The sequence below is a fragment of the Actinomyces sp. Z5 genome (assembly GCF_003287795.1).
Lineage (GTDB): Bacteria > Actinomycetota > Actinomycetes > Actinomycetales > Actinomycetaceae > Actinomyces > Actinomyces glycerinitolerans.
This window is the reverse complement of the sequence record NZ_QMIN01000046.1, coordinates 56,070-67,952: the sequence shown is the minus strand read 5'-3', so window position 1 is coordinate 67,952 and position 11,883 is coordinate 56,070. Positions and strand designations below refer to the sequence as shown.

11 protein-coding genes are annotated in these 11,883 nt (G+C 69.6%); 4 read left to right on the top strand and 7 right to left on the bottom strand.

All coding sequences use genetic code 11. The annotated features are described in order from the left end of the window. The first annotated feature begins 42 nt into the window (after positions 1 to 42). The 4 genes from DRB06_RS05740 (at position 43) to DRB06_RS05725 (ending at position 3,911) form a co-directional block, all read left to right on the top strand. Entirely contained in the window at positions 43 to 978 is a 936-nt protein-coding gene (locus DRB06_RS05740; RefSeq protein WP_111819357.1) for an ABC transporter ATP-binding protein, read from the top strand. Beyond that, positions 975 to 1,826: an ABC transporter permease gene (locus tag DRB06_RS05735; RefSeq protein WP_073331555.1), complete on the top strand. Its 852-nt coding sequence runs from the start codon at positions 975 to 977 to the stop codon at positions 1,824 to 1,826. Before DRB06_RS05740 ends, DRB06_RS05735 begins: the two co-directional genes overlap by 4 nt. Before the next feature lies 1 nt (position 1,827). After that, positions 1,828 to 2,052 carry a helix-turn-helix transcriptional regulator gene (locus DRB06_RS05730; protein ID WP_073331552.1) on the top strand — a complete coding sequence of 75 codons (225 nt, stop codon included), beginning with the start codon at positions 1,828 to 1,830 and terminating at the stop codon, positions 2,050 to 2,052. A 107-nt stretch (positions 2,053 to 2,159) separates the two neighbouring features. Next, positions 2,160 to 3,911 (top strand): ABC transporter ATP-binding protein, encoded by a 1,752-nt coding sequence (locus DRB06_RS05725; protein ID WP_108967446.1) that lies wholly within the window; start codon positions 2,160 to 2,162, stop codon positions 3,909 to 3,911. Positions 3,912 to 3,927: 16 nt separating this feature from the next. Here DRB06_RS05725 and DRB06_RS05720 read toward each other — a convergent pair whose 3' ends face one another. The 7 genes from DRB06_RS05720 to DRB06_RS05695 are packed head-to-tail and all read right to left on the bottom strand — an operon-like array spanning position 3,928 to position 11,715. After that, entirely contained in the window at positions 3,928 to 4,632 is a 705-nt protein-coding gene (locus DRB06_RS05720) for an ABC transporter ATP-binding protein (protein WP_181575200.1), read from the bottom strand. Next, positions 4,616 to 5,782 carry a hypothetical protein gene (locus tag DRB06_RS16045; RefSeq protein WP_159097667.1) on the bottom strand — a complete coding sequence of 389 codons (1,167 nt, stop codon included), beginning with the start codon at positions 5,780 to 5,782 and terminating at the stop codon, positions 4,616 to 4,618. Before DRB06_RS16045 ends, DRB06_RS05720 begins: the two co-directional genes overlap by 17 nt. 25 nt (positions 5,783 to 5,807) lie before the next feature. Continuing rightward, positions 5,808 to 7,715: a S9 family peptidase gene (locus DRB06_RS05715; protein WP_258522153.1), complete on the bottom strand. Its 1,908-nt coding sequence runs from the start codon at positions 7,713 to 7,715 to the stop codon at positions 5,808 to 5,810. A gap of 14 nt (positions 7,716 to 7,729) precedes the next feature. Continuing rightward, positions 7,730 to 8,740, bottom strand: a complete 1,011-nt coding sequence (gene era, locus DRB06_RS05710; RefSeq protein ID WP_108967452.1) for a GTPase Era — start codon at positions 8,738 to 8,740, stop codon at positions 7,730 to 7,732. 16 nt (positions 8,741 to 8,756) lie between these two features. Next, positions 8,757 to 10,106, bottom strand: coding sequence for a hemolysin family protein (locus DRB06_RS05705; protein WP_108967454.1), 1,350 nt, complete (start codon positions 10,104 to 10,106; stop codon positions 8,757 to 8,759). Further along, positions 10,103 to 10,561, bottom strand: a complete 459-nt coding sequence (gene ybeY, locus DRB06_RS05700) for an rRNA maturation RNase YbeY (protein WP_073331540.1) — start codon at positions 10,559 to 10,561, stop codon at positions 10,103 to 10,105. The genes DRB06_RS05705 and ybeY overlap by 4 nt, the downstream gene beginning before the upstream one ends. Next, the gene (locus DRB06_RS05695) at positions 10,558 to 11,715 is read right to left on the bottom strand and encodes a PhoH family protein (RefSeq protein WP_108969741.1); all 1,158 of its coding nucleotides are present in this window, start codon (positions 11,713 to 11,715) and stop codon (positions 10,558 to 10,560) included. The genes ybeY and DRB06_RS05695 overlap by 4 nt, the downstream gene beginning before the upstream one ends. Positions 11,716 to 11,883 lie beyond the last annotated feature (168 nt).

The window sequence follows — 11,883 nt, the reverse complement described above, 5'->3', positions numbered from 1 at the left end:
GTCTGCTACGATCGATAGCGTACCTACCAGGAAGGAGCGGTTATGCCCCCTGCCCCACCCATAATCGCCGCCCGGGGTGTCGACTTCGCCTACGGCAAGAACCCCGTGCTGCACGACGTCAGCCTCACGGTCCAGCCCGGCGAGGTGGTCTGCCTGCTCGGCCCCAACGGCGTCGGCAAGACCACGTTGGTGGAGAACCTGCTCGGCTCACTGCGCCCGCACGCGGGCAGCGTCCGCGTATTCGACACCGATCCGCGCCGCGCAGGCGCCGCATTCTGGGCGCGGATCGGGCTGGTGCAGCAGAACTGGACCGATCACGCCAAGTGGCGGGTGAAGGATCAGCTGGAGTGGATCCGTTCCATGCAGTTGACCGCATCGGCGCGGGTGGCCACAATGGCCGAGGTGCTCGACGCCGTGGGCCTGGCCGACAAGTCCAACTCGCGTCTGTCCCGGCTCTCGGGAGGGCAGCGCCGCACGCTTGACTTCGCGGCGGCGCTGCTGGGGCGCCCGGAGCTGCTGATTCTTGATGAGCCGACGACGGGTCTGGACCCCGCCTCCAAGGCGCGCCTGCACGATCTGATTATGGAGCGCGTCGACGACCGCGCTACCGTGCTGATGACCACCCATGACCTTTCCGAGGCCGAGCGCCTGGCCTCGCGCGTGGTCATCATGGCGGCGGGACGGATTATCGCCGACGGCACCGTGGCCGAGCTGCGCGAGCGGATCAGCAGCGAGGCGGAGGTGACCTGGATGCAGGACGGCGTACGCCATGTGCATGCCACCTCCAACCCCGAGCGCTTTCTACAGAAGCTGGACCTGGACGCGATCAGCGGGTTGACGGTCACCCGCCCCACCTTGGAAGAGGCCTACCTCGCCCTGGTCTCCCAGCCCGCGGAGGACGAGCGAAGCAGCACAGATCACCTGGCCGTCCGGAGCGATCCGGCAACCACCCCTAGCACCAAGGAACCCAGGCCATGACCCCCACTCGATCTCTACCCCTGTCCGTACTACGCGCGGCGGCGCGTCAGGCCTATGGTGACCTGCGCCCGAACATCATGGGAGCCGGCGCGGCGTCAATTGTGCTTACCGTGGCCGCCATATTGGTCGTCTCCCGGATAAGCGACGGTCCGCTCCAAGGTTTCGGGTCTTCCAGCGCCTTCGGCACCATGCTCGCGGCCAGCTGCGTCGGCGGCTTCGCCAGTCTCATCATGATGCAGATAGGCGCGGAGACCTATACCGACCGCATCGGTGGCGCACTGCTGCGGGTGCGTATCCTCCCGCACGGACCGCTCACCTGGGCGATCGGCAAGACGCTTTCCACCGTGGTGCTGGTTTTCATCATGCAGGCGATGATCCTTCTGGGGACTGTCCTCTTGATTGATGTCGCTATGCCCGCCACCGGGACGGCGCTGCTCTGCCTGCTTATTGCCGCGCTGGCCTCGCTGGCGTGCGCGCCACTCGGGTTCTTCCTCAGCGTGTTCATCCGCGGCGTTTACAGTTACATGGTGAACATGGTGATCTGCCTCGCGCTGTTCTTGGCCGGTTGCTGCTACCCGACCTCCGCACTACCGGGCTGGGTACAGGGCATTCAAATGGTGCTGCCGACCTACTGGTCCGGGCACCTGACCCGCTGGGCGCTCGTGGGCGACCCGTCGTGGGAGATCGGTGGCAGCTTCCACCCGGCGTTGGGCTTCGGGGTGCTGCTGGCCTGGGTCGTCGTCGGCTTCGCGCTGGTGCCGCCGGTCATTCGCCGCAGCTTCCGCAAGGAGACGATCGGCGGCCTGAACCGCACCCAGTCAACGATCCGCTCGCAGACTGGGCTGTGAGATGTCCGGAGAGGTCGTTCACAACCGGATCGCCGTGCTGCGCGCGGACCGCAGGGTCAGCCGACGGGAGTTGGCGGAGGCGCTCGGCGTCCACTACCAGACGGTCGGCTATCTGGAGCGCGGCGAGTACGCCCCGTCGCTGTATCTGGCGCTGCGCATCGCCCGCTACTTCGACGTGCCCGTGGAATCGGTGTTCTCCCTGGAGGAGTTCCCGCCCCTAACCTGAGCCGAGGCGCTCCGGGCGCCCGCCCTCGCCGAAGCCGGTCGATGAGGCATTCAGCTGTTGGGCTAACCTCACCTGCGCCCCATGAGACTTGAGCTTTCATTGACCTCATGGCAACGCGCGAGGAGAACAGGGAGCGCATACGCGTCCTGTGGGAGTACATCAAGCCGCACCGGAAGGTGCTGGCCATCGGGGTCGTGCTCGGACTGGCGGGAACTGCCAGCTCGCTGGCCACCCCCATGGTGACCAAGTGGGTCCTGGACACCCTGGGAACGGGCGTCGACCTGCTGCAGCCGGTGGGGCTGCTGGTGGGTTTGTTCGTAGTGGGGGCGATTGCAAGCTTCGCGCAGTTCGTGGTGCTGGGGCAGTTGGCGGAGAACATCGTGTTGGATGCGCGCCGCTCCCTCATCAACCGGTTCTTCCGCGCCAAACTGCAGCAGGTACAGCGCATCCGTACCGGCGAACTGGTCACCCGCGTCACCAGCGACACGGTGCTGCTGCGGGAGGCGACCACCAGTTCCATCACTCAGCTGGTGGACGGAGCGGTGGCTCTGGTCGGCACCATCACACTCATGGTGGTCCTCGACGTGCCCCTGCTCATCGCCACGCTCATCACTCTCATGGTCATCGCCGTCCCCTTGATCGTCCTGATGCCCATGATCGGCGAGGCGGACAAGCGCGCCCAGGACTCGCTGGGCGAGCTCGGCGGCTCGCTCGAGTCGGGCATGCGCGCCCTGCGCACCGTCAAGGCCTCGCGCGCGGAGGACCGGGAAGTAGCCGCCTCGCAGGACCGGGCGCAGACCGCGGCCAAGTTCGCGGTCCGCTCGGTGTGGATCTCGGCCATGACCGGGGTAGTCGCCGGCGGCGGACTGCAGTTGGGGATCATCGCCATCCTCGGTTTCGGAGCCTGGCGGGTGAGTACCGGGGCACTGGCCGTCTCCACGCTCGTCGCGTTCCTGCTGTACGCCTTCAACCTCGTGACTCCGATCGGAAACCTGACCACGGCCTTCACCCAGCTGCAGTCCGGCATTGCGGCGGCCGGACGCATTCGTGAGACCCAGCATCTTGAGCTCGAGGATTTGCACGCGGTTCCGGGCGGCGCCGACGACGTCGCCAATGCGGAAGACTCGCCCCGGATCGCACTGCGAGACGTCGTCGCCCAGTACGCCGACGCGAAGCAGCCGGCCCTGAGCGGAGTGAGCCTGGAGATCCCCCGCACCGGCCACGTGGCCCTGGTGGGGCCCTCCGGTGCAGGCAAGACGACGGTGTTCTCCCTGCTCCTGCGCTTCCTTGAACCGACTTCCGGAAGCCTTGAGCTCGACGGCGTCCCCTACAACCGTCTCAGCATCGATCAGGTCCGCTCGCGGATCTCCTATGTGGAGCAGGAGACACCGGTCATTCCGGGCACCATCCGGGACAACGTTCACTACCGGCATCCGGACGCCGACGATACGGAGGTGTGGCAGGCGCTCGACGCAGTCGGCCTGGCGGACCGCGTGCGTCAGTTGCCCGAGGGAATCGACGCGCAGGTGGCCGCCACCAGCCTGTCCGGTGGGGAGAGGCAGCGGCTCGCCATTGCGCGCGCTCTGCTGCGTTCCCCCGACTTGGTACTCCTCGATGAGGCCACCGCCCAGTTGGACGGTATCAGCGAGGCCGCGATCCAAAGGGCGATCCTACGACTGGCGCAGGCGGGGACCGTGGTCACCATCGCCCACCGCCTATCCACCGTCATCGACGCCGACCGCATCATCGTCCTGGAGGACGGAAGGGTGCGCGATGAGGGCACGCACGCGGAACTGTTGGAGCGCGACGGTCTCTACCAGGAGTTCATCGCCGCCCTACGGATCGGGACGCCACGATAGGCGGTTTCACTTGGCCCTATGACCCGCCGGACCCGCCGACGACGCCGAAGACGTCCAGGTAGGCCCGCTCGGCGCCGCCGGCACGCACGTCCACGGTGGCGGCCACCAGCCCGTCCTTGAGCAGGACTACCCGCTCGCAGACCTCGTCGAGCACGCTGAGGATATGGCTGGACATCAGGGCGATGCCGCCGCCGTCCAGGTAGTCGGCCAGGGCGCGTCTGAACAGCAGCACGCCCTCCACATCGAGTCCGTTCAGCGGCTCGTCCAGCACCACCACTCGTGGGGAGCCGAGGAAGGCGCAGGCGATCCCCAGGCGCCGGGTCATCCCCTGCGACAGGTGGCGCACCTCGGTGTCGCCGAAGCTGGCGCAGCCGAAACGGGTCAGGTGCTCCCCCAGCGCGGCCTCGTCCACCTCCAGGCGGCGCATCGCGGCCTCGAAACGGCAGGCCTGCCGGGCGGTGAGCTGTGGGAACAGCCTGCTTTGCTCGGGCAGGAAGCCACACAGTTCAGCGGGCAGGCGACGGCCCAGGTGGCGGCCGTCCAGCCGGACGGTACCGGCCTGGAGGTCGCTCACCCCGCACAACGCGTCGAAGAGGGTGGTCTTGCCGGCACCATTGGGTCCGACAACGCCGAGCACCTCCCCCGCGCTTACCGTCAGGCTAACCGGCCCGGTGCCGCGACCTCCTCGGTAACGGCGCTGCGCGTCAATGACTTCGAGCACGAGTCCTCCTGCGAAGTAGGTGGGCGGCGGCCGGGAGCACCGCGAGGGGCAGACCCGGAACCAGTGCGAGCAGTGCCCCGCCCAGCTCCGCGGCGGGCAGCATCCGATGCCGCCGGGTGTAGGCGGTGGCCGCGTCGGCCAGCACAGCGGCCAGCAGGGGCAGATAGACCAGGCAGGCCACCACGGCGGCACCGTCGATACGAGCACCGGCCCAGACGCCGGACAGTATCGTCATCAGGCATTCGGCAAGCAGCAGCGGCAGCGTCAACGCGAGCTTGACTCGCCGCAGCTCCGCGTCGGCAACACCGTAGCGACTCCTGGCGAACCGGGCGGCAGCGGTGTCATCAACCTCCGACAGAACACAGATGACGGTCGCCGCCAGATAGGCGCCCGCCACATACACCCCCGCGGAGAGAGGTTGGTCCAGTCGCCCCAGCACGTACGCGATCAGCACGCCCTCGGCGGCTGCGGCAAGCACCGGCCACCGTGAGGCGGAGCGGAGGTAGGCGAAACCCAGCGCCGGGAGACGGCGCCGCAGCCGGGCTCCCAGCGGGAGGCGACACCGCAGCCGAGCGTTCGATGCCATTGGAGCGCCGCGCACCGCGCTAGTACGACGCACTCCCACGTTTTCCATGTCTGTCGTGTCGGTGCCACGTCCTGCGCCGGCTCTCGGCACGGGCAGTTCCCCCACGATATCGACACCCCGGAGCCGCTCCGCTGCCGCCGTCACCAGCGCCGTCGCCGCCGTCCACGCCGCCAACAGCAGCCCGAAGCGGCGCGCGTCGGACCAGCCCGGGAATTCCAGTGCGAGCATTCCGCACGCGGCTTCCAACGCCGTCAGCGGCAGGGACGCGAACGCGTACAGCATGAGGAAATCCGCCGACCCGAATCCGTAGTAGCGCAGCGCCCCACGTAGGGCGACATCGAGGTCCCGCAGCAGCGCCGAGGCGTTCGCCGCCGCGACCAACACCCCGAGACCCGCCACGGTCAGCGACCGGGCGAGGCTGCCGGTAACGGTTACCGCGCTCCGGGTGGCGGTCCAGACGAGCACGAACACCAGCGCGAGCGCGAACGAGCGCACCGACGGGGTCAATACCAGCCCCGGGCGGTGCAGCCGACACGCGACGGCGATCAAGTTCAGGGCTCTCACGGCCTGCCTTCACCCTCCCGATGACTCACACCAGCATGGGGAACAGGCCCCAGTAGGCGATCGCAACCAGCAACGTGGCCGCACCGATCACGACCGCCGAGAGCACCGCCGCCGCGGGGACGGTGAGCCAGCGGCCCTTCTCACCGCGCTCCTGGTTGGCCGCGTGGGCGGCGGCGCGCATGAGCCGGGCGCGGTAGGTCAGTTTGACCAGGATAACCACGGCTACCACCGCAACCAGCTGGACCACCACCCAGCCGCCGTAGGAGAACAGGTAGTTGGTGTGGTAGCTGGTGGCCAGGGACGCCACGCCGAGGATGTAGACGATGTACAGCGCCCAGGCGACGCTGACACTCACGCTCAGGGACACGGCCCAACGGCCGATCGGGTCCGGCAGGTGCAGGCCGCGCCGGCCCCGCAGCCGCGGCCCCTGTCCGAGCAGCCAGCCCAGCCCCGCCGCCACCATCAGTCCGAAGCCGATGACGAATGTGGCCAGCATGAGGTCTCCGGAGGCGTACCAGCGGGTGGAGGCGGGCCGCTGCGCCCAATAGGCCTGGGTGGGGGTGGCGCCGGCGACGTGCGGGACGGCGGCGGCCGTGTCGGGCAGGCCATTGACCCAGCGCGACAGGTCACGGGTGACCCCCGGGGCGAGAGAACCGTCGGTGGTGATGCCGAGCTTGAGACCGTGGTTGGCGCCGTCGTAGTAGCGGACGGTGAGCTGGTCGTTGTCGGCGGCCTGCAGTGCCTCCCACACGGTGCTGGGGCCCTGCACCAGGGGCATGGAGGCGTCGGCGGTGCCGTACATCATGAGGATGGGAACGGTGATGGTCTCCAGGTAGGACACGGAGTCGAAGTCGGCGTACTCGAAGCCGCCGCCGGGGATCTCCGCGCTGCCGAGCACGCGCGGAATCAGGTCGAGCATGGCCTGCGGCACGCCGACGTTGCGCATATAGCTGTCCACGGCCAGCGCGGCCTGCTCGCGCAGCCGCACCACGGGGGCGCTGGCCAGAATGAGGAAGGCGACGCGGTCGTCCTCCGCAGTCAGCACCACCCCGGGGATGGCGCCCTCGGACTCTCCGTAGATGCCGACGCCGCCGCTGTCCACGCCGTCCAGGGCGACCAGGTAGTCGAGACTGCGCTGGTAGTCGGCGGCCATGGACAGGTAGTCCCGGTCGGTTGCGGAGTAGTTCTCCATGGGTTTGGAGGGCACGAGCGTGGTGACGCCGGTGGAGGTGAGGGCCTCGGCCTGTTCGGTGAAACCCCAGATGGAGTGGGTGCCCGCGCCGTGCATGAAGACGACGCCGGGCGTGTCCTCCTCAACGCCTACGGGACGGCGTAGCAGTGCGGGCACCTCCTCGCCGTCGGCCTGGGTGATGGTGATGGTGGTGGTCTCCACCTCGTAGGTGCCGACGGCGGCGGTGGCAACGGTCCCGCCGATGCTGGTGTCGGTGGTGGATGGGGCCAGCGAGTCGGTCAGCGGCTGGGGGTTCCAGCGGGGACCGGCGAAGGTGCCGATCAGGCTGAGGCCGAGGACGGCGACCACCACGCCGCCGATGGTGCGGTGGTCGGTGGAGACCGCGAGCACGAGGGCGCCCAGACCGACGGTCAGCATGATTTCCCAGATCTCCCGGCCGCCGGTGCCGAGCCACCCGAGGAGCACCGCTACACCGACGGCGGCCGCCAGCACGATCAGAGTGCGGCGCCGCTCGGTGCGCCACAGCCGGGACAGCAGCGCCCAGGCGCGGCGGGGAAATTCACGCAGCCATGCCCAGCCGGAGCGCAGTTCGGCGGCGGTGATGCGTGCGGGCTGGGCTTTGGGGCGGGCCCGACGCGGCGAGACCGGCCGGGTGCGTCTCCGGCGCGGCGACGCGGTTTTGGGGCGCGGAGCCGCACCCCCGCCGGATCGGTCGTCGGGTGGTTGGGACAGCGGGGACATGGGCGGGTGGGCCTTCAGAATCCGAGCCTGGCGAGGGCCTTCGGATCGGACTGCCAGTCCTTGACGGTGCGCACGTGCAGGTCGAGGTAGACCTTGCGGCCCAGCAGCTCCTGGATGCCGCGGCGGGCCTCGGAGCCGATGGCCTTGAGGTTGGCGCCGCCCCGACCGATCACAATGGCCTTCTGGGAGTCGCGCTCCACCAGCAGACTGACGCGCACCTGCAGCCGGTTGCCGGTGCCCTTGACGCGGCCCGCGTCCTGGGTCTTGGGGTCAACGATCTCGTCGACGACGACGGCCAGGGAGTGCGGCAGCTCGTCACGCAGCCGCTCCAGGGCGGCCTCGCGAACGAGCTCGCCGACCATGACGGCCTGGGGCTCGTCGGTGACGGAGTCGGTGGGGTACAGCGGCGGGGATGCCGGCAGGTGGGAGGTGAGGACTTCCTCCAGGACGTCGACCTGGTCCCCCTTGAGTGCGGAGACGGGCACGATGTCCGCCCACTGTCCGAGCTGGTCGACGGCGAGCAGCTGCTCGGCCAGCTTGGCGCGGGAGACGGTGTCGGTTTTGGTGACGACGGCGACGACGGGCTTGCCCAGGTCGGCCAGTTCCCGGGCGATGAGCCGGTCGCCGGGGCCGATCTTGTCGCCGGCGGGTATGCAGAAGGCGATCACGTCCACGCCCGTGAGCGTGTCGCGAACGAGGTCGTTCAGGCGTTGGCCGAGCAGGGTGCGGGGGCGGTGGAAGCCGGGGGTGTCCACCAGCACCAGCTGGGAGTCGGGCCGGCTGACGACGCCGCGCACGTTGTGGCGGGTGGTTTCGGGGCGGCCTGAGGTGATGGCGATCTTTTGGCCCACCAGCGCGTTGGTCAGGGTGGACTTGCCGGTGTTGGGGCGGCCGAGCAGGCAGACGAAGCCGGCGCGGAAGTCCTCCGGGTAGTCGGGGACGGTTATGGATGCGCGGGTGGGGTCGTCCGCGTCCGGTTCGTCGGGCAAGATGGGGAAGCCGTCGGCGTCGGTGGCACTGGTCATCGGGGGTCCTAGGTCCTCAGTCGTCGTTGGGGTTGTCGCCGTCGTCGGCGTGATCGTTGGGGGAAGCAGCGGCCGCGGGGCCGTCGGGCGGCGCGGGCGGCCCGACGGCGTCGATGCGGGAGGCTAGCAGGGTGGCGACCTGGCGGCGTCTACCGGTGGCCTCCTCGGCCACCAGGCGGATGCCCTGCACGTCGCCGCTGGCCCCGGGCAGTGGTACCCGGCCGATGGCCTTGGTGAGCAGGCCGCCGGCGGTGTCGACGTCGTCGTCCTCGATCTCCAGGTCGAAGAGCTCGCCGAGGGCGTCCAGGCCCAGGCGCACGGGCACGCGGAAGGTGCCATCGCCGAGGTCCTCGGCCACGGGCTCGGCGTGGTCGTGCTCGTCGGTGAGTTCCCCCACGACCTCCTCCAGCAGATCCTCCATGGTGACCAGGCCGGCGATGCCGCCGTACTCGTCCACCGCCAGGGCGATGTGGAAGTGCCCCAGCTGCATCTCGCGCAGCAGGTCGTCGGCGAGCTTGGTCTCGGGCACGTACACGGCCTCACGCACGAAGGACACCACCGGCCGCTCCCCGTGCTCGGGGTGGTCGGACAGGCGCCGCAGCACGTCCTTGAGGTAGAGGATGCCGCGCACGTCGTCGGCGTCCTCCCCGATCACGGGCACGCGCGAGTAGCCGGAGCGGACGAACAGGCGCATGGCGGCGGAGGCGGGCTTGTCCTCGTCAATGGTGACCATGTCGGTACGGGGGACCATGACCTCACGTACGAGCGTCTGGCCGAGCTCGACCACGCTACGCAGCATCTCGCGGTCCTCATCCTCGATGGTCTCCGAGTCGCCGATCTCGTCGATCATCTCGCGCAGGTCCTCGGTCACCTCGGCGCGAGCCTCGGCGTCGGTGCGGGTGGAGGCGCGGCCGAAGCGGGACTGGAACCAGCGCCAGGGCGCCCCCAGAGCGTCGACCCGCTCCAGAATGCCGGCCAGTGCCAGGAGCGTGCCGGCGGGGTTGCGGCGGCCGGCCGAGCGCGGGGACACGCCCACGAGCAAACCCAGCAGCACCAGGCTGACGGCCACGGCGACGAGGAGCGCCTGCCACCACTGCTCGAAGCGCCCGGCCACGCCCAGGGTGACCAGGACCGCCACCAGCATGTCGACGCCGGCGCGCAGGACGGCGAGGGTTCCCAGCACCTGCTCGCGCTTAGCGGTCAGGGCGGCCACGCGGCCGGCCCCGCGGCGGCCGTCCTCGACCAGGTCCTCGGCGGCGGCCCGGGTCATGCGGCTCAGCGCCCCCTCCCCCGCCGAGAGCACCATCCCGAAGCCGAGCACGACCACCGCCACGAACAGCAGCGGGGCGGTGGGGGCGGCGGTCACTTGCCGCGCTCCGCCAGGAAGGTCAGCAGTAGGGTGCGCTGGAGGGCGAACATCTCCTCCTTCTCCTCCGGCTCGGCGTGGTCGTAGCCGAGTAGGTGCAAGATGCCGTGCACGGTCAGCAGCAGCATCTCCTCCACGGCGCTGTGGCCCGCCTCGAGCGCCTGCTTCGCGGCCACCTGCGGGCACAGCACCACGTCGCCCAGGGTGCCGGGCGGCGTCTCATTCTCCGCGGTGCCGGGGCGCAGCTCATCCATGGGGAAGCTCATCACGTCCGTGGGGCCCTCCAGGTCAAGCCAGCGCTCGTGCAGCTCGGCCATGGGCTCGGGCTCGATGAACAGGATGTTCAGCTCTGCCATGGGGCTCACGTGCATGGCGGCCAGCACGTAGTCGGCCAGGGCGGTGAACTCGGTGGCGTCGATGGGGGTGGTGGTCTCGTTGATGACCTCGGTGGTCATGGGCGGTTCCTGTCTCGGAATTCGGAGGGGGTTCGGCGGCGGGCGCCGCCACGTTGGGGGGCCGGCTCGCCGCCGCGGCCGGGGCGACCGGCCGGTTCGGCGCGCTCGGCGTCATAGCGGGCGTAGGCGTCGACGATCTGGCCGACCAGCCGGTGCCGCACCACGTCGGCGGCGGTCAGCTCGCAGAAGCTGATGTCCTCCAGGCCGTCGAGGATGCGGCGCACCACCCGCAGCCCGGAGGGGCGCCCACCGGGCAGGTCGATCTGGGAGATGTCTCCGGTGATCACCATCTTGGAGCCGAAGCCGAGGCGGGTGAGGAACATCTTCATCTGCTCGGGGCTGGTGTTCTGGGCCTCGTCCAGGATGATGAAGGCGTCATTCAGGGTGCGCCCGCGCATGTAGGCCAGCGGGGCCACCTCGATGGTGCCGGCGGCGATCAGCTGCGGCAGGGCCTCGGCGTCGAGCATGTCATGCAGGGCGTCGTACAGGGGCCGCAGATAGGGGTCGATCTTGTCGGTGAGGGTGCCGGGCAGGAAGCCGAGGTTCTCCCCCGCCTCCACGGCCGGGCGGGTGAGGATGATGCGGGAGACCTGCTTGCGGGCGAGGGCATCGACGGCCTTGGCCATGGCCAGGTAGGTCTTGCCGGTGCCGGCCGGGCCGATGCCGAAGGTGATGGTGGAGTTCTCGATGGCGTCGGTATAGGCCTTCTGACCGAGTGACTTGGGGCGGATGGAGCGGCCGTGGGTGGTCAGTACCTCGTCGGTGAGGACCTCGGCGGGGCGGGCGGAGGCGTCCAGCAGGCCGATGGCGCGGTCGACGGCGTCGGCGGTCAGGGGAGTACCGGCGCGGGCGATGTCGATCAGTTCGGACAGCAGGACGATCACGACGTCGACGCGGGCGGCGGGGCCGGTGACGGTGACGGTGGTGCCGCGCACGTACACGGACACGTCGGGGAAGCCGCGTTCGACGGCGCGCAGCACCTCGTCGCGGGCGCCGAGCAGGGCGACGGGGGCGAGGTCATCGGGCAGGGTCAGGGTGCGCGTGACGTCGGCCGGGGCGGCACCGGCCGCATTGGCGGGTGTGCTGGTTGTACCAGCTGAGGCGGAGGTGGTCGCCGCGGTCGCGGCTACTGGTGTGATGGGCGAATTCGTCATCTTGAAGCCCATGCTACCGGCCGGACCCGGACGGTACAGGCCGCGTTCGCGCTGAACGGTGTCATCCCCACCACCGAGGTCGGTTGATCTTACGTGCCGAGGTCGGTTGATCTTACGTGCCGAGGTCGGTTGTTGTGGCGCACCCAACGGCTCGGCCCGGATCCGCTA

Bases quoted from the DNA above. Each gene is read 5' to 3' on its own strand.
- DRB06_RS05740 (WP_111819357.1), top strand. From the start codon at position 43: ATGCCCCCTGCCCCACCCATAATCGCCGCCCGGGGTGTCGACTTCGCC.
- DRB06_RS05735 (WP_073331555.1), top strand. From the start codon at position 975: ATGACCCCCACTCGATCTCTACCCCTGTCCGTACTACGCGCGGCGGCG.
- DRB06_RS05730 (WP_073331552.1), top strand. From the start codon at position 1,828: ATGTCCGGAGAGGTCGTTCACAACCGGATCGCCGTGCTGCGCGCGGAC.
- DRB06_RS05725 (WP_108967446.1), top strand. From the start codon at position 2,160: ATGGCAACGCGCGAGGAGAACAGGGAGCGCATACGCGTCCTGTGGGAG.
- DRB06_RS05715 (WP_258522153.1), bottom strand. From the start codon at position 7,715: ATGTCCCCGCTGTCCCAACCACCCGACGACCGATCCGGCGGGGGTGCG.
- era (WP_108967452.1), bottom strand. From the start codon at position 8,740: ATGACCAGTGCCACCGACGCCGACGGCTTCCCCATCTTGCCCGACGAA.
- ybeY (WP_073331540.1), bottom strand. From the start codon at position 10,561: ATGACCACCGAGGTCATCAACGAGACCACCACCCCCATCGACGCCACC.
- DRB06_RS05695 (WP_108969741.1), bottom strand. From the start codon at position 11,715: ATGACGAATTCGCCCATCACACCAGTAGCCGCGACCGCGGCGACCACC.